This window comes from Flammeovirga sp. SubArs3 (assembly GCF_947387565.1).
GTDB classification, from domain to species: domain Bacteria; phylum Bacteroidota; class Bacteroidia; order Cytophagales; family Flammeovirgaceae; genus Flammeovirga; species Flammeovirga agarivorans.
This window is the reverse complement of the sequence record NZ_CANDOA010000014.1, coordinates 42,040-61,158: the sequence shown is the minus strand read 5'-3', so window position 1 is coordinate 61,158 and position 19,119 is coordinate 42,040. Positions and strand designations below refer to the sequence as shown.

13 protein-coding genes are annotated in these 19,119 nt (G+C 34.6%); 7 read left to right on the top strand and 6 right to left on the bottom strand.

Going from position 1 to position 19,119, the window contains the following annotated elements; translation table 11 throughout:
• Positions 1–58 precede the first annotated feature (58 nt).
• Complete coding sequence (gene alaS, locus QL232_RS25105; RefSeq protein WP_168885395.1) at positions 59–2,668, bottom strand: alanine--tRNA ligase; 2,610 nt, start codon at positions 2,666–2,668, stop codon at positions 59–61.
• 251 nt (positions 2,669–2,919) lie between these two features.
• Entirely contained in the window at positions 2,920–3,264 is a 345-nt protein-coding gene (locus tag QL232_RS25100; protein WP_168885394.1) for a hypothetical protein, read from the bottom strand.
• Between the two features lie 388 nt (positions 3,265–3,652).
• Between QL232_RS25100 and QL232_RS25095 the strand changes: the two genes are divergently transcribed.
• From QL232_RS25095 to QL232_RS25080, 4 genes are all read left to right on the top strand, one after another.
• Complete coding sequence (locus QL232_RS25095; RefSeq protein WP_281616236.1) at positions 3,653–6,361, top strand: family 14 glycosylhydrolase; 2,709 nt, start codon at positions 3,653–3,655, stop codon at positions 6,359–6,361.
• A 139-nt stretch (positions 6,362–6,500) separates the two neighbouring features.
• Positions 6,501–7,496: a helix-turn-helix domain-containing protein gene (locus tag QL232_RS25090; RefSeq protein WP_281616235.1), complete on the top strand. Its 996-nt coding sequence runs from the start codon at positions 6,501–6,503 to the stop codon at positions 7,494–7,496.
• Between the two features lie 84 nt (positions 7,497–7,580).
• Positions 7,581–8,264, top strand: coding sequence for a DUF4136 domain-containing protein (locus QL232_RS25085; RefSeq protein WP_281616234.1), 684 nt, complete (start codon positions 7,581–7,583; stop codon positions 8,262–8,264).
• Positions 8,265–8,273: 9 nt separating this feature from the next.
• On the top strand, positions 8,274–8,876 hold the full coding sequence (locus tag QL232_RS25080) for an OmpW family outer membrane protein (protein ID WP_281616233.1): 603 nt from the start codon (positions 8,274–8,276) through the stop codon (positions 8,874–8,876).
• 271 nt (positions 8,877–9,147) lie between these two features.
• On the opposite strand, the gene QL232_RS25075 is transcribed toward QL232_RS25080, so the two are convergent.
• Positions 9,148–9,276 (bottom strand): hypothetical protein, encoded by a 129-nt coding sequence (locus QL232_RS25075; RefSeq protein WP_281616232.1) that lies wholly within the window; start codon positions 9,274–9,276, stop codon positions 9,148–9,150.
• A gap of 1,271 nt (positions 9,277–10,547) precedes the next feature.
• Between QL232_RS25075 and tpiA the strand changes: the two genes are divergently transcribed.
• Both tpiA and QL232_RS25065 read left to right on the top strand, forming a co-directional pair.
• Positions 10,548–11,309 carry a triose-phosphate isomerase gene (gene tpiA, locus QL232_RS25070; protein WP_168885389.1) on the top strand — a complete coding sequence of 254 codons (762 nt, stop codon included), beginning with the start codon at positions 10,548–10,550 and terminating at the stop codon, positions 11,307–11,309.
• A gap of 140 nt (positions 11,310–11,449) precedes the next feature.
• Positions 11,450–12,265 carry a hypothetical protein gene (locus QL232_RS25065; protein ID WP_168885388.1) on the top strand — a complete coding sequence of 272 codons (816 nt, stop codon included), beginning with the start codon at positions 11,450–11,452 and terminating at the stop codon, positions 12,263–12,265.
• On the opposite strand, the gene QL232_RS25060 is transcribed toward QL232_RS25065, so the two are convergent.
• The 3 genes from QL232_RS25060 to QL232_RS25050 form a co-directional block, all read right to left on the bottom strand.
• Positions 12,262–13,050, bottom strand: coding sequence for an alpha/beta hydrolase (locus QL232_RS25060; protein WP_281616231.1), 789 nt, complete (start codon positions 13,048–13,050; stop codon positions 12,262–12,264). The two genes, QL232_RS25065 and QL232_RS25060, sit on opposite strands and share 4 nt — an antisense overlap.
• Positions 13,051–13,121: 71 nt before the next feature.
• Positions 13,122–14,411: an amidohydrolase family protein gene (locus QL232_RS25055; protein ID WP_281616230.1), complete on the bottom strand. Its 1,290-nt coding sequence runs from the start codon at positions 14,409–14,411 to the stop codon at positions 13,122–13,124.
• A gap of 10 nt (positions 14,412–14,421) precedes the next feature.
• Positions 14,422–17,421 (bottom strand): amidohydrolase family protein, encoded by a 3,000-nt coding sequence (locus tag QL232_RS25050; protein ID WP_281616229.1) that lies wholly within the window; start codon positions 17,419–17,421, stop codon positions 14,422–14,424.
• 121 nt (positions 17,422–17,542) lie between these two features.
• Here QL232_RS25050 and QL232_RS25045 point away from each other — a divergent pair, with 121 nt between their 5' ends.
• On the top strand, positions 17,543–18,436 hold the full coding sequence (locus QL232_RS25045) for a TIGR01777 family oxidoreductase (RefSeq protein WP_281616228.1): 894 nt from the start codon (positions 17,543–17,545) through the stop codon (positions 18,434–18,436).
• Positions 18,437–19,119: the final 683 nt, after the last annotated feature.

The following is a 19,119-nucleotide window of genomic DNA, read 5'->3' as shown; positions in this document are numbered from 1 at the left end:
AAAAACGGCCTTCTCAATAAAGAGAAGGCCGTTTCTATATCTATAAAAACTAGCTTAATTAAGCTAACTCTTGTGCTTTTGCAACAACAGCATCCAAACCGTTGATATCTTTACCACCTGCAGTAGCAAAGAAAGGTTGTCCACCTCCGCCGCCTTTGATTTCTTTCGCTAATTCCTTAACGATTTTACCAGCGTGAAGATCTTTTGCTTTTACTAATTCTTCATCGATCATAACTGCTACTTGAGGTTTACCGTCAACGTCAGCGGCTAAGATCAAGAACATATTTTCAACAACAGCTTTTAAGTCGTAAGCCAATTGCTTTAATCCTTGAGCATTTGCAACAGAAACTTTAGCTGCAATAAAGTTGAAACCGTCTTTAGCAACTGCTTTAGAAGCTAATTCGTTTTTCACTGCTTGTAACTCTTTGTTACGAAGCGTTTCTACTTCTTTCGATAAAGCTGCTTTTGCTTCTACTAAGTCAGCTACTGCTTTCTTAGGGTCTTTCGCTTTTAATAGTTCTTTGATCTCTTGAAGTAAAGTGATTTGCTCATCTACATACTCTTCAGCAGCATCTGCAGTAATTGCCTCAATACGACGTACACCTGCAGCTACCGATGATTCAGCAGTAATTTTGAATAAACCAATTTTACCTGTAGCTGGAACGTGTGTACCACCACAAAGTTCTACTGAGTAATCGCTATCGAAAGTAATTACACGAACGAAGTCACCGTATTTCTCACCGAATAATGCAGTAGCACCCATTGCTTTAGCTTCTTCGATAGGAACACTTCTTTGCTCGTTCAATTGGATATTCTGACGGATTCTTTGGTTAACGATTTTCTCGATCTTTTCAATTTCTTCCGCTTCCACTTTTTGGAAGTGAGAGAAGTCAAAACGTAAGTGTTTCTCGTTTACCAATGAACCTTTTTGAGCGACATGATCACCCAATACTTCTTGTAATGCAGCGTGTAATAAGTGAGTTGCCGAGTGGTTGTTCTCTGTTAGAGATCTACGCGTAGCATCTACTTTAGCCGTTACAGGAGCAGCTGGATTAGAAGGTAATTTGTTAGCGAAGTGGATAATCAAATCGTTTTCTTTCTTCGTATCGAAGATAGCGATTGTCTCATCACCAGAAACTAAAGTACCTTTATCACCTACTTGTCCACCACTTTCAGCATAGAAAGGAGTTTGATCAAGTACTAATTGTATAATTGTTTTCTTCTTCTCTGTTACTTCACGGTAACGTAAGATAGAAGCATCTGATTCTAATGCATCGTAACCCAAGAATTCTACTGAGTCACCATCATTTACATCAATCCAATCGCCTTTTTCTGAAGCTGATGCTGCACGAGCTCTGTCTTTTTGCTCTTTCATTGCTGCATCGAACCCTGCTGTATCTACAGTGAATCCGTTTTCAGAAGCGATCAATTGTGTTAAATCAAGAGGGAAACCGAATGTATCGTACAAAGTGAATGCTTCTTTACCAGCAATCGTTTTGTCTGATGCACCATCCATTGCTTTTTGAAGAATAGATAAACCTTTCTCTAATGTTCTTAAGAAGGCTTGCTCCTCTTGCATGACTACTTTCTTGATGAAATCTCTTTGAGAAATTACCTCAGGGAAAGTTTCTTCGAACTGATCAGAAAGAATATCAACCAACTCATACATAAATGGCTTGTTGAATTCTAAGAAAGTATATCCGTAACGTACCGCTCTACGAAGAATACGACGAATCACATAACCCGCTTTGTTGTTCGAAGGTAATTGACCATCAGCAATAGCAAATGAAATTGCACGGATATGGTCTGAGATTACACGGATAGCGATATCTGTTTTCTCATTCTCACCGTAAGCCTTACCCGACTTTGCTGCTAAGAATTGGATCATTGGTTGGAATACGTCTGTATCGTAGTTCGATTCTTTCTTTTGAATCGCCATACATAAACGTTCGAATCCCATACCTGTATCGATATGTTTGTTAGGAAGAGAAACTAAAGAACCATCCGCCTTACGGTTGAATTGCATAAATACAAGGTTCCAGATCTCTACTACTAATGGGTGATCTTCGTTTACTAAAGCAAGACCATCTTCTTTGGCTCTTTCCTCATCATTACGAAGGTCAATATGGATTTCAGAACAAGGACCACAAGGACCTGTTTCACCCATTTCCCAGAAGTTATCTTTTTTATTAGCAAGAATAATTCTTTCTTCAGCGATTAAGCCTTTCCAGATATCCTTTGCTTCTTGGTCCATTTCAGTACCGTCAGCGTCGTCACCTTCGAATACTGTAACGTACAATCTATCTTTTGGTAGTTGGTACACTTCAGTAAGAAGTTCCCATGCCCACTCAATTGCTTCTTTTTTGAAATAATCTCCGAAAGACCAGTTACCTAGCATTTCGAACATAGTATGGTGGTAAGTGTCAATACCCACTTCCTCCAAATCATTGTGTTTACCAGATACACGTAAACATTTTTGAGTATCGGCGACACGTGTATCCTCGGCGGCTTTGTTTCCTAAGAAATAATCTTTGAATTGATTCATACCTGCGTTGGTAAACATCAACGTAGGATCGTTTTTAATCACAAGTGGTGCCGAAGGAACGATGGCGTGCTGCTTGCTTTGGAAGAATTCCAAGAACGTGCGGCGAATACTTTTTGCGTCCATGTATATCTCTCTACTGAGTAATTTTTAAAAATTATACTTTTCAATCGGCAAAAATAAGATATTTCTTGAATCTAAATAGAAATATTAGTTAGTAAGTGCTGATAATAAGATTCTTTTAAAAAAAATTAGAGGAACTAGGAGTAAAAACTTACTAAACCATCATTTGAGAGAGACTTTATTTATCTATAAGCACAAAAAAAGAGTACCGAAATAACGGACTCTTTAAATTGAAACCAGCTGTGAAAATAGATTTACAGGTTGTAAATCGAAATAATAAGATCTGATATCACTGGACCTAAATTGTCTTCTTTGTGGTTGATCACTGTCCAGCCATATTTATCCTGAATATGAGTGATAATCATTTTGTCTCCGTCTTCATTTTGAAAAACATCAACCATAACACCACCAACATTCATTGTTGATACTTTTTCCTGATTTTGAGTAATGTGGTAATAATCATTATTGATATCACCTTTACATAGAGTGTATTCTGCATCAGCAACGCTACTTTGCACTTTACTATAAATGTTTCCAGCAAATGAGTTAAATGAGAATAATAATACGGTCGTAACTATATATAATATCTTGTTAAGCATAATCTATTTAAACTTTGGGGTAAAAAAGGTATACTTAACTAACGATAATGTTTAATTGGTAACTAAATGTATTTGTGCTTATTATGAAATAAATGAACGATATAGGCTAAAATAATCATATTTGCTCGATCGTTCAGTGTAGTATGAGTTCAACTTTTATTGTTTAGTGTATTATGACTTTATTTGTTATAAAAATGACTATCACTTAATTCTATTGATAATCTTTAAAGAACTAATCTCATAATTCATTGTTATGCAAACGGTTGAAATTTTGGTTGGAAAAAGAACTTTCAAAATCTTCCCTATATTTGTTATATAACGATCACTGAATAACACTAGTGAATTTTGTTATACGTGCGAAATAGATAGGAAAAAACTAGCAAAGTCAATGAAGACGTTTGAAATTCGATTACCATATTCTGTATTAGAAACTGATACATGTTTTTCTCAGGAAAAGCCTGATTGGACTGAGTTAGAAAAATGGGTAATTAGAGCAAAAAAAATAGGAGTTAATGCAGTTGTTGTTCCCGTTCTTTGGAAAATCGTCGAAGGAGAAGGGAAAGCATCTAATGATTCCAACCATTATATACAATACGACTGGACATACTACAGAAGTTTATTAGAGACATTAGCGAGCAATGAGTTACATATGGTTATAGAATTTAATTTCCATATGATCAACAACTATGAGCAAAGTTTCTTATGTACCTTACCAGATTGGCTATGGGGTAAATTGATGTCTGACCATGATGAGATCAAATACTTAAGTCAATTGAAGTATGTCAACAAGTCTGGAGGCAGTACACAAGACGCAGTGTCTTTATGGGCTGATCATTATGTAATGCCTTATTACGAAGAACTAGTTCTCTCATTTAAAAATAACTTCAAAGATCTTTCTCAACACATCACTAAATTTGTGATATCAACAACACAAAACGGTGAATTGTCTTATCCAATCAATGAATGTTCTTTCCCAAGGAGGAATATGCAATGCTATTCACCATTAGCATTAGATGATTGGGATAATTACGTTAGAGAAAAATATAAAGATTATGCCTCTGCCTCTAAAAAATGGGGTGTTGAAATAAAAGACAAAGAAGAACTGATCGCTTATTTTAAAGAGAATGATGTTCTTCAGAGTCGAAAGTACAATGATTCTGCTTTTGGTAATGATGTATCAACATGGTACAACAAGTGCCTGACAACACATGGTAACCGCACACTTCATATTCTACAAAGTGCGTTTAGTGACCATGGGTTCGAAGAGTCAAAACTGTGCTTAAGATTACCGATTGCTTATGCTGAGAAAAACTTAAAAAATATGTCTTCTCAGACAGAAGTAGGAGCTGGTATTATTGCAGTAAATAACGATACTGATCATAAAACAGCTTACTATAATTCAATGGATGCGATTGGAGAAGGTATCACTCCTTCACGATTAGGGTTTATCGTTCCTACAAAGAGTAGAAATGAATATAAATCTGAGTCGTCTTTTGCAGAAAAGGCAAAATCTATTCTTAGTTATGGTATGCATCATGAGGTGTCTTTCTATTTTGAAAATGAATCGATAGAAGGTTTAAACTCTCATGTGATCTGGGATAATGCAGCAACTTGGTTATTGAAATCGGACCAAATCAATGGTTTAATGATCAATAACTTAAAAGTGATGTTCGACAAGATGGCAACTGGTAGTACTCGTCTTCAAGAACTTATTCACAAGGTTAAATTCCATGACGATTATGTGGAAAAGAAACAGAAGTCGTTCAGAGTAATGGGGCCACTTCATGTGAAAACACATAATGCAAAACGTTTATTAGAAGAGAGAGATTGGCAGACTGTTTCCAAGCAATTGGACCGAATGAGAGATATTGGTGTGTCTGCTGTGTCTATTGATATATGGTGGGGATTGGTAGAAGGTAGACAGTCTGGTAACTTTGATTGGTCTTATTATGATAGTATGGTAAAACTAATTGAGTCAAAAGGCTTGAACTGGGTACCTATTTTATCTTTCCACCAAGCTGGAGGTAACGTAAATGATGACTTCCTTCAGATGATCCCGTTATGGGTTTGGGGTAAAATTGTAGAAGAGAATCCACATTTAGAAAGTATTCAGGATTTACAATATGTTTCTGAAACAGGAGATGTAAGTGTTGAGTATGTATCACTTTGGGCCGATACTTTTGTAATGCCTTACTATGAGCGTTTCATGAAAGCATTTAAGCAACGTTACAAGAAGTATGCTTGGATGACTGACGAAATCAACATTAGTTTAGGACCTGCAGGAGAGCTTAGATATCCATCGTACAACTCTCATGACTGGGGTGATTATCCAAACAGAGGTACTTTACAATGCTATAGTAGATTGGCCAAAGAAGACTTCCAAAGGTATATTTTAAATGCTTACGGAAGTATCGACTATATCAATGAAGTATGGCAAACAAAGTATGAAGGCCCTGAAGAGATTCCGATGCCTAATGCTGATGAATTGTTTAAAAACAACAATTACTCTACTTCGAGATATGGTTTGGATTTCTTTAACTGGTACAACCAAAGTTTAGCTAATCATGGTAATAAGATCATCAGAAAAGCGGTAGAAATCTTTGATGGTGATTTTAAGGATGTACCTGTAGGGTTTAAAATGCCAGGTATTCACTGGTTAATTTCAGATCCTAACCAACCAAGAGTAGCGGAGATTACAGCAGGTCTAATCGCTCCTTATCCAAATATCGGTGCAGTTGATAGAGGAGAGTACAAAGATATGTTGAAGAAAATCATTGATAGAGACTTCAAAGAAAGAGTGGTACTTCACTTTACTTGTTTAGAAAAAATGAACAAGGACTGGGAAGGATACTCTAGAGCAGAAGATCTTGTGATGTGGTTCTCTAATTCAGCAAAAGAATTGGATATACAAGTGATGGGAGAGAATGCTCTTTACCACGAGTTATATGCTCAAAGTGGATGGGATCAGATTGAGAAAGCCTTGACAAGAGCAAATACTAGTTATACTGGTATCACTATCTTAAGGATGCAAAACCTATTCTCTGACAATAACTTTGCGATTGAAAAATATGCTGAGTTAATAAATAGATTAAGATAGATTATTCTAATATATCACTAAAAATACCGTTGGAGATCTCTTATTTCTAACGGTATTTTTTTATCTTAATATGAGGAAATTATACTTTTTAGACTATCAAAAAGAGAAAATCAATTAAAAATTAAACTGTTGTTAGACCATGAATTCGGAATTAAGTAAAGCTTTGTTGGCTTGGAATCAGGTGTTTGATGGAAGGATTGATGGTGATATTCTTTCTTTTAATAACGAGAAAGGCAAAGGTAAGGTGATTGCTTACGATTTTGACGATAATCTACAAGCTTTACAATTCAAGATTAAATTAAACGCACCGTTGACTTGTTCAGGAAAGAAAATGAATGAGATTAATGAGTATGTACCTATATTTTTTGGAGAGCCTGTCGAACAATCATTGGAAATTGAACAACAGTTAGAAAAAGGAGAAGGATTTTCTAAAGAAGACTTTTCGATTAATTCCCAAGGAGCATTCGCTACCAACACTAAGGATACAATCAATTGGGAGTTTTCCGATGCAAGAGAACTAACCTTTCTCTCTATTCGATTGAAAAAAGAACATTTCTTAAAGTTGATACAGCGATCAGAGCGTTTAATTCAACTTTTCGACTTTGACGATTCCTTTTATATTTTTGAGGAATTCGATCCTATTATGTTTGGTATGTTTAATCGATCATTTGCCTTGTTAGAAGACGAAACCCTGATCTATAAAAAGGAACTTGTAGAAGCTTGTGTGAGACATCTATTCGCTACTTTTTTTACCAAAGTAAGTGAAAGGGAAGAGTTATTAGCTTCAAATAAATACCCTGTAAATACCAAAGCAGTTTTTATAGCGAGGACAATTCTGAAAAATCAATTAGACAAACCTATTCATATAGAAGATCTCTCAAGAGAGTGTGGTTTGAGTGGTAGTAGATTAAGAGCACTGTTTAAACAAGTGTTTGGTACTACTATTCATCAGTATCATCAAGATGTCCGTTTAGATAAAGCTAGAACATATTTAACCCAAGGGGAGAAATCGATGTCTATGATTGCGATGGATCTAGGGTTTTCTAGTGCAAGTCATTTTTCTGCAGTATTTAAAAAACAATATCACATGACTCCCAGGGAGTTTAAAGAAGATTTGAAGCAAAGAAAGTTTTAATAAATTTTTGATATCTTTTAATCAAAAACTATCATCAGTGACTCCAAAAAGCATCGTTTACATAACCAAATCAAAATAAAAACTATGAAAACGATGACCAAGCACTTTACATCAATTCTATTATTAGTAAGTCTAATGACTTCATGTGGCAGTTTACAAGATAATCCTGATGAAGTATCGGATTATGATACAGTGATCACTCACGAAGATCCAAGTTATGAGATTAGCTTTTCTACTGCTAGAACATTTGGAATGCCGGATTATGTTATCCATCCATCAGAAGATAACGAATCTCTTTCAAATTATGAGTTATCTTCTACGGACCAAGTAATCCTAGATCAAGCCATGGACAACATGTTGGCAGCAGGGTATACTTATGTGGAAGAAACTTCTGGAGAAAAGCCAGACTTAATTGTATTACCTTATTCTTTTGATGTGTCTTATGCTGGTACTGTTACTGCATGGCCAACATACGATTGGTGGTATGATTACTGGGGATGGGGCGGTTTCTATCCTGGTTGGGGTGGATATTATCCTTATTATGGCTATCCTGTATCAGCTGTTTATGCTTATGACCAAGGTACTGTTGTTTTAGAAATTGCAGACAACAGAGAGGTAGTAAAAGATAACGGTGAAGAAAAAACACCTATTATCTGGCAGGGTATCTTAAACGGAACAGAAACCAATACGATAGACAATCAGAACAGAATTGTTACTGGTATTGATCAAATGTTTACACAATCTCCTTATATCTCAACATCTAAATAAGCTAAAACCATGAAAAACTTTAAAAATCTTCTTTTAACAATCTCAGTACTTTTATTGGGAGCGACAGCATCTTTTGCTCAAGATAATATTGTGGGTATCACATACAGTATGGCTGTACCGACAACGGGAGTGAATAATTACATCAATGAAGCATCATTTTCTGGTGTAAATGTAGAATACAGAAAATTCTTAAACGATAACCTTTCTGTAGGAGCAAATATTGGATGGAATTACTTCCAACAGAGTAATGGAACACAAACTTATTATGGTGATAATGGAGCAATTACAGGTGAAGAATTTAGAGATTCGGATATTCTTCAGACAATGGTAACATCTCATTATTACTTTGGTGAAGAAGGTGGAATCCGACCTTATATCGGTGTGGGAGTAGGTGCTGCTGGTAACTATTTCGATAACCAAGTAGGTGGAATTGCAGTAGTAGATCACTATTGGAGTTTTGCAGTAACTCCAGAAGTTGGTGTTTTAGCACCTCTAGGTGGTAGTGGTACTTATCTTCTTACAAATGTGAAATACAATTATATGACAGCAGCTAAAGGATATGGAGACTATGGATTTTGGTCTTTTAATATTGGATTAGCCTTTGATTTCTAATAGTATTCCTATTCGTTAGATATATTTTAATTAAGAATATTTATATAAGCCATCCTTTTTAGGGTGGCTTTTTTACATTATTTAAAAACCGTTGTGCTTGATGTTATAGATAAATCGTTTTTTGATAGTTTTCAATCGAATAATATAAATCATGTCAGTTAAATACAGCTTTCTTTGTACTTCTAAAATGAGGAAAAAATAACAATAGTATAGACAGTAGTTAGATTATATAGTTGAAAGAGGTATCCATTTTGGGTGCCTTTTTTTGAAATTAGTTATATAAAGTAGATAAGGCTGGGAGAAGCGACACTCCTGGCCGTTCTTTTTTCTCATCTATTGAGAGTATAAATAGTTGATAGAAGTTTGGATTCTTTTTCCACTTGAACGGAATCAATTTCATAGTGTTAATATCTTAAGTGTTTGTTTTTAAGTGAATTAAAATTCTGTATAGTCGGATTATGATATTAAATAATAGTAATCTGTCAATATTACTTTAATCAACTATCGTTTATAAATATGTAGATAGAATGATAACAGTAGTATAGACAGTAGTTAGATTATTATAGTGAAAGAGGCGTCCATTTTGGATGCCTTTTTTATTTGTTGAGAAATATAAAAATCAGATTGTGATATTTTAAAGTAAAATACTGAAAGTAAGTGATTTACTTGTTTCGTTTATAAATATGTAGATAGAATGATAACAGTAGTATAGACAGTAGTTAGATTATTATAGTGAAAGAGGTGTCCATTTTGGATGCCTTTTTTATTTGATGAGAAAAATAAAAATCAGATTGTGATATTTTAAAGTAAATCATTGAAAGTAAGTGGTTTACTTGTTTCGTTTATAAATATGTAGATAGAATGATAACAGTAGTATAGACAGTAGTTAGATTATATAGTAGAAAGAGGTATCCATATTGGGTGCCTTTTTTTGTGTCTGTTAAAATAATGAAAATCAAAATTTGATAGAATACGATAATAATCTGATGATTTGTAGATAAAACTAACCGTTATATAAGATGTAGATAGAATGATAACAATAGTATAGACAGTAGTTAGATTATTATAGTGAAAGAGGTATCCATATTGGATGCCTTTTTTTGTTTCAAAACAGCATAAAAGTCAAAAAAGTGACAGTAGAAGATTACATAGATAAAAAAATATTCTAATGTGTAAGAATTAGAGTAATAGAAAAAATTTAGGTTAAGTATTATGTCTTAAAAAAGTAGCTGTTTTGTAATATTTGTAAATATAATATAAATTTTCCTTGTTTGAAAGCTACCTTATAAAAAAGTGAGCAAAAAAAAACACTTGAAAATATTCAAGTGTCTTTCCACAGCTGGTTAATGTTACTGGTGTATCATGCCATACAATAGGTGACTAACCTATGATTCTTTACCCACTATCTTTAAGACATCAACTGTGCCATAACAACGTTTTTTGTGTAAATGCCTGTTAACGACCTGTTAGAGCGGTTTTTTGGTTTTGGCACACTTTCTTTCAGTTTCATTATGAAACTCATTTTCCAAATTTTGGAAAAATAGAATATTCAATTGTGTAAATTGTTTCTAACTTACTTCAACAGTATGACGAAACTCATTTTGAAACCACAATCAGCTACGTATATTCGCACCGAACTTAAAATCACATACATTCAAAAAAAATAGAACTATGAGACAAAAGATCGTAGCAGGTAACTGGAAAATGAATCTTCTTAAAGAAGATGCTGAAGTATTAGCTTCTGAAGTAGCAAACATGGCTAAAGACGAAACACCTTCAGATGTTACTGTTATTATGTGTACTCCATTTATCCACTTGAGCAAAGTAAAATCAATCGTTGGTAATTCTGCGAATGTATTTGTTGGTGCTCAAAACTGTTACACAGAGCCAAAAGGAGCTTATACAGGAGAAATTTCTGCTGCTCAATTAGCATCTTATGGTATTGATTACGTAATCTTAGGTCACTCTGAGCGTCGTGAATATTTTGGTGAGTCTAATGCTATGTTAGCAACAAAAACTGATGCAGTTATTGCTAACGGTATGAAGCCAATCTTCTGTTTTGGTGAAGTATTAGAAGAGCGTGAGGCTGGTACTCAAAAAGCTGTAGTAGAGAAGCAATTATCAGAAGGTTTATTCCACCTTTCTGCTGAGGACTTCGGTAAAGTAGTTTTAGCATACGAGCCAGTTTGGGCTATCGGTACTGGTAAAACAGCTACATCTGCACAAGCACAAGAAATGCACAAAGATATCCGTGATATGATTGCTGCTAAATATGGTCAAGAAGTTGCTGATGCTACTTCAATCTTATATGGTGGTTCTGCTAAGCCAAGCAACGCTCAAGAATTATTCGCTCAACCAGACGTTGACGGTGGTTTAATTGGTGGTGCTTCATTAGTATCAAGAGACTTTATCGATATCAGCAAGTCTTACTAATTCGTTAGTAAACTTAGAAAATATAGAGTTTATAAAGACTGTTCTATTCGTAGAGCAGTCTTTTTTTTGTATTCATTTTTTGGTATTTTTAATACTAACAACTTTAATGTCTCTACTTCAATAAAAAACTAAACATTTCTATGTCCAAATATGCACTTATATTACTCTTACTTACTTCTTTATTTTCAACAGTGACTGCACAGGAGAAAACCAAAAAGAAGAAAAAAACATTACTGTCCGAAGCTCAGAAGAATATTGAAGCTCAAAATAACATGACTAGAGATAGTATGGTATTTTATTTTAATGATTGGATGCAAGGATCTGTATGGTTAAAAAATGGTGCTATAAAAAGAGATATTCCCTTATTATTTGACCTTCAACATGACCAATTGGAAATGATGGAGATTGAAACTACTACTTTATATGGTGGTTTAGAAATGCAAGATACCTCTGTAAATGTGGTGGAAGTGAGTGAAGTAGAGAAATTTGATATCACTTATGTAGATGAAAGTAAACCCAATTTAGTGACCACATCAGAATATCATTTTATTAATGTCTACAAGTATACTAGAGAAGGTATTCCTGCTACTGGAATTTATGAATTAGTAGAAGGTGGCAGTGGTAAACTAGGTTTGTTGTCTTATCCTTTCCTTTTAAAGTCAGCTCATAAATACAATACATTTGATAATGATAGGGCAAAGATGGAACGTAACCGATTTACGAATGTACATGATAACAATGAAACTGTCTTTTATTCTTATCAGCTTAAAGAAAGGTTGTATTTTTTATCTATAACAGGAGAAATAATACCAGTAGATACCAAAAAGAAAGAATTATATAAGTTATTTATCGGGAGAGAAGAAGAGGTGAAAGAATATATTCGAACGTTAGAAGTTCCTTTAAGATCTAAAGAAGGACTAAGAAGGGTAGTTGCATTTTATAATGCAGAAAATTAATGATTCTTTGTCATCCAGTCTGAAATATATTTCCCAACAATTTCCCAATCTGGTTCAAACATAAAAGCATGAGCCATGTTATCGAAAATCTTGTACTCCTGTTGGTAGAATGATGCAGTTTTAATTACATCTTCCGGAAAAATAATTTTATCATCTTTGAAGCCAATGTGATGCATTGGGCAGTTTACTTTTTTAGGTTCAATATTAAAGTCTCGAATAAGCATTTCTATCATTGCCTTTAACGATTCCCTTTGGATATTCTTATTGACATGTAATTGAACTTCTCTTGTTGGTAAAGTAGAATAAATACCTTCAGGAGCTTCAGTTTTAAAGAATTTCCAAAATGGAAAGAGTGTAGAAGCGGCAAATTTAGTTAAGCTGATAGGAGCTGAAAACATATGCTGTAACATAGGTCTAAATACTCCATAAGGTGGAACTGCTGCTAGCAAAATAACAGAGGTTAGACTTACTTTTTGTGCTACCATTTGTGCAACAAGCCCTCCCATAGAATGTCCAATAAGTATTGGTTTTTCTTTAAGGCTTGTAATAAGTTGGACGACATCTTCAGTAAAATCATCAATTCCGTATAAGTTTAGCAGTAACTTATTTCCTTGGTTTCCATGTCCACTTAAACTAATAGCATAGGTGTCGTATCCTTGTTTTGGGAAAAATTCTAGAAAGTTTCCTCTCCATGCTTCTGCACTAAACAAAGCACCATGAATTAATATAATAGGTTGGGAAAATTGTTTGTTTTCAGCAGGAATATAAATGACACTAGATGACATGCTATCTGGGATTAAATTTATGGTTTAGGATGAAGTTACAAATTCAAACACCCTAAACCATAATTTACTATTTAGTTATCGTATTTCTTCTTAAACTTTTGGTATAGCATTTCATGCTTATTGTTCAAATCAACTGTTCTACCATCAATAAACGCATGGGTGATAATACTTGTTCTCATATCTAGTACATCACCTTCGCTGATAATAAGAGTAGCTGACTTTCCATTTTCAAGCGAACCAAATTGCTTTTCAATACCTAAAATAGTAGCAGTATTAGAAGTGATCATTTTCAGTGCATCTTCTTGATTTAATCCATATGCCACCAATGTACCGGCATAGAAAGGAAGGTTTCTGGAGTTTGATGCTGAGGAATGGGTTAATCCAACAAGAACACCTACATCAGATAATAATTTTGCCCTTTTGAAAGGTAGGTCAACATCATCCTGTTCTCTTGTAGGGAGACTATGAACATCGGTCAATAATACCGGAATATTATTTTCCTTCAAGAAATCGGTGATTAACCATGCATCTGCACCACCAACAACAACGATATCTTTGATATGATACTTTTGAGCTAATTTCACAGAAGATATTATACTTTTAGCTTCATCTACATGTATATATAGCTTCTCAGTTCCTTGGAAAATACCTTTTAATGCTTCCAAAGGAAAATCAGGAACATTAGGAGTTGGAGCCATAGAATAAGCTTCTGCATCCATTAATGTTTGCTCAATAAGATCTACTGTTTTATAGTATGATTTACTGGTTTGTAAACTCTTGTCGGGGTTTGTCCATGAATTCTGGTAATACTTTTTTGGCCAGTGTAAGTGTTGTCCGTCATTTTCTTTTATAATGGCATCTTCCCAGTTCCAAGCGTCAAGTTGGACAATCGAAGACCGGCCAGAAAATAGGCCACCTTGTGGCATCACTTGCTCGACTAAAACACCATTAGAGCGTACGGTTGGAATTACATGAGAATCCGTATTATATGCAATCACAGATCTCACTTCAGGGTTACTCTTACCAGTTTCATAGGTATCACTCGAAGCACTTACAGCTTCAATTTCAACCAATCCAAGAGGAGAAGTGGGTAGTATAAACCCTGGGTATAGATGTTTTCCTTGTACATTAATAACGGAATATTCAGCATCAGAAAAATTATTTCCAATGAAGGAGATCTTTCCATCAATAAAAGCAACATCAGTATTTTCTTTTACATTGCCGTTGCCATCATGGACGGTACCTCCTTTTAATACAATTCCTTTGTTTTGCTTTTCTCCTGGAGAAGGAACCTGTGCTTGTGATATTTGACAGATACCCAATATTCCAATAAAAGCAACGATATATTTATTGAATCTCATTTCTTTAAAATTAATCAAGGTGTAGATGGTCACAGTGTAATAAGTGGTTAGCTTTTGGAGCCACTTCTTTTACAGAAGCTCCATTCTTTTCTGCCTCTTGCATTTTATTGACCAGACGAGCTCTCTCAGCTTTCATCGCTTTACGTAGTTGTTCGTCTTTTTTCATCGAATAATAAATGGTACCATCAATCATTGTATATTCTGCTTTGGCATAAATGGACAATGGGTGATCAGTCCACAATACAACATCGCCAGACTTACCTACCTTTATGGATCCTACTTGATCATCTATATGAAGAAGCTTTGCAGGATTTAACGTAACCATTTTTAATGCATCCTCTTCAGGCATACCAGCATATTTTACAGACTTTGCGGCCTCTTGATTTAATCGACGCGCCATTTCAGCATCATCCGAATTAATAGCTACTGTAACACCTTGACTAGCCATTAATGCAGCATTGTGAGGAATTGCTTCATACACTTCAAATTTATAGGCCCACCAATCTGAGAAGGTTGATGCTCCTGCACCATGTGCTGCCATTTTATCAGCTACTTTATATCCCTCAAGAATATGAGTAAAAGTATTTACATTAAAGTCAAATTGATCGGCAACATGCATTAGCATATTAATTTCTGATTGTACGTAAGAGTGACAAGAAATAAAACGTTCACTATTTACAATCTGTGCAAGTGCTTCTAATTGTAAATCTTTTCTTGGCGCTAAGCCATCACCATCAAATGATTTTTGAGCCTGATCATAAGCTTTTGCTCTACTGAACCCATCAATATATACAGCTTCAACTCCCATTCTGGATTGTGGGAAACGATGGGACATTGGCCAACTAGAACGTTTGACATTCTCACCCAAAGCAAACTTGATAAAAGGTTCTGCTCCTTCGAATAACATATCATTAGGGTTTGTTTTTCCCCATCGTAATTTAATGATAGCCGATTGTCCGCCTACAGGGTTAGCAGACCCATGTAGTAACTGAGCCGAAGTAACACCTCCCGCTAATTGACGATAGATATTGACATCATTTGGATTGATAACATCTTTCATGCGTACCATTGAAGACATTACAGCTACATCATTTACCGAGAATAAAGCAATATGAGAATGTTCATCAATAATACCTGCAGTAAGGTGCTTTCCTGTACCATCAATAACTTTAGTTTTCTTATTGGCTTTTAACCTTTTTCCTATTTGTGCAATCTTACCATCTTTGATCAGAACATCGGTATCTTTTAGAATTCCTTCATTCTCGTTAGTCCAGACAGTTGCATTAGTAATTAAAATGGTCTCTTGAGTAGGAACTTGATCACTTCCATAAGCATTGAAAGGATAAATAACCGATCCTACAGCGTCGGTAGTACTGTTGGTGTCTTTTTCTTTTGTCTTTTCTGATGTTTCTTCAGGTTTAGTGTCCTTTATAGCCGACCATTTTAGCCAATTGCCAGCAATATCTTTTCCTTCTCCTGAGAAATTACCTTTCTGATCAGCCCATCCTGACAAACGAATTTGGTGTGCACTTTTACTAGTATCTGCAGCAAAAGATAGGGTCAGCATTCCGTCATGTATTTTTGCCTTTGTATCCAATGTAGTGGAATCATTAATGTTAATTTTCCACTTTGTAGATTGAGGTGTATCTCCAGTTACCTCTAATTGATACTTTTTATTTGCTACTTGTAAGGTATAATCGCCTCTGAAATCATCTTGATTCCATGATTTTACCACAAAGCGTTTACCTCTAATCCAGTTTTCAAGAATATCGCCTTTTTCGAAGATATTATCTGAAGTGATGATCAGGTTAGCTATTTTTCCACTTTCTAATGTACCTAAGCGGTCGCTTGCATTAACAAATTTGGCAGGTACTGTTGTTAATGCAGCTAATGCATCTTCTTCCGATAGTCCTTGCTTTACCGCTAATCTTATATTTTTAAGGAAATCACCCTTCTTTTTAAGTTTACTTGTAGTAATAGAAAACTCAACTTCTGCTTTTGATAAAACAGATAAGTTAGTAGGGGCAAGTTCCCAATGTTTCATGTCTGCAAAACTCGCATTCATCGCGTCAATCGGGTCTTTTACATCTAATGCCTGAGGGTAATTAACAGGTACAATAATAGCACTACCTAAATTCTTTATTGAAACGATATCTTGATATTCATCTCCATTACCTAAATAGATATATGTCTTGTTGAATTCATTGGCCACTTTTGCAGCTCTTTCAATATCAAAACGATCTTGTGCAAAGAAGAATTGAGGTAAACTTTGGTTGGTGTTAAAAGCTTCCAAAGTTAAATCTGTAAATTGTTCATGTCCGCCGGCAGCGTACCATTGGGCATCATAATACGTTTGACGTAACAATGCGACATACCCCATTGTAGATACAGGATACATTTGTTGAGAAGACCCTTTGCTAAAAGCATAGTGTGCTCCCACTTTAGAATCAAGCATTAACTCATTGGCTTTGCCCTTCCCGAAAGTAACTAAAGCAGATGTTCCTCTAGCGACACCATCAGGTAAAAAAGTTACTGCTGTGCCAAAACCAATAGAACGCATAGTTTTGGCATCTGATTCTTTACTCTTAAATAAGTCTGCTGCATTTGTATTGGCATTGATGGCATCATTTGCGTTGTAGGCCTTAGGGTTTTGGGAACCAATATTTTCTGGTTTTGAGAACGACCAAAAGCTTCCTTTTTTTACTTCTGGCATACCATAACTAGAATTAGCATCAATAAAGGACGCGTAAATATGTTTTCCTTCAACATTAATTTCAGCAGCGCCTTTTGGAATATCATTGGAGGAATTCACACTCTGAATTTTTCCATTCTTTATCACGATGGATGCATTATTGAGTGTTTTTGTTGGGGAAATATGAACTGTTGCATGGGTAAATGCATAGAAATTACTTCTATCATCCCTGACACCATTAATAGTAAAAGTTTCTTGTGCAAACAGAACATTTCCAATGGCCATAAAGGCACAAATGAATAGTGATAGTTTGTTCATATTGGAAATAAAATCGATGAAGTCTAAAATTCTCTCTAACTTAGTTAGAGCATTGATGTAATGCAAACAAAATTAAAGTTTGGAAGTTTTAATGAAAAGCATCAATTAAAGTATTACAAACATGAAAGTTCTGATCACTGGAGGCTCTGGGTTAGTTGGGCAAGAGATATCCGACAAGTTATACAGCAGAGGAGATGAAGTAAGATGGTTGTCTCGAAAAGAGGACCTTAATGCGAGATATAAAAGATATAAATGGGATATCCAAAATGACTTTATTGACGATAAAGCACTCGAGGATATTGATGCTGTGATCCATTTAGCTGGAAAAAGTGTCGGTGATGGAAGATGGACTGATACAGCAAAAAAAGAAATATTAGAAAGTAGAACGAAGTCTACTCATTTATTGATGGATAAAATCAATAGTATGGAAAATCCTCCAAAGACAGTCGTTTGTGCCTCTGCAATTGGTTTTTATGGTGATCAAAAAGATAAAACCTGTGATGAAAACAGTGCGGTTGGAAACGATTTTCTTGCTGATGTTGTCAATCAATGGGAAACAGAACAGCAAAAACTTCAAAGAAGTAGATTAGTTCAATTAAGAATTGGAGTAGTACTAACGGAAAAAGGGGGAGCATTACCTAAAATGATGATGCCTATAAAATTTGGTGTAGGATCACCCATTGGAGATGGACAGCAATGGATTTCATGGATCTCACTTAGGGATTTATCCAACCTTTTTATCTATAGTATAGATAATACTGAAGTGCAAGGAATTATTAATGCTGTAGCTCCAAATCCTGTAACTAATGAACAGCTAACAAAAGCGATAGGAACGAAGCTTAATAGACCAGTTTTTTTACCTAATGTTCCTGGGTTTGTCTTGAAAACAATATTGGGTGAAAGTGCATCATTGGTTCTTTCAAGTACAAAAGTGGTTTCCGCTAAAGAAGTAGGATATAAATATGTAGATCAGATTATCGATGATGCATTAAAAGAACCTGAGAAATGCTGTTGATTTTCTAGTACTTACATATCAAAATTATAAATTTTATAAAAAGAGGAGTGATATGGTCGTAACATTTTACACTTTTCTAATAAAAGGGGGGATCTATAAAAGAATCCCTCTTTTTTTGTACTACAAATTCTTGAAAATGAGAGATTACTCTATTAAATAGATACAGAGTTTATAATCCTATTATCCACCACAACCCAATAATCTAATTAGAATTCAATTTGAAAATGAAAAAGTGATCTAATACATAATAATAATTCGGTAGTGAAACTATAACAATGCATTTACTGAGTTAATGAAGTATCATATTAGGATTGTGATGAAAGGTGCTATTTCATCAATATTGACTATAAAAAATTATAGAATAAAGTAACTACTTACCCTTGTAGGTTTTAAAGAAATAGTGTCCTTTTTAAGCTTAATGAATTATCAAAATAGCTTTAATTGTATCGATTTCATTTACAATTGTATTCCTTAAAGTAAATCTGTTAATAGTTATCTTCTTGATACTGAAATTAGTAAATTTAAATAGTAACCTTAAATCTAACTATACTTAAAAATTTAATATTTTGACCAATTATAAACATTTCATTGACACGTCTTAATTTATTCTTTCTTCAATCGGGACTCCAAAAACTAAATATTTAACGACTTGAATTGACAATTTTCTTTTCGATTAAATGAAA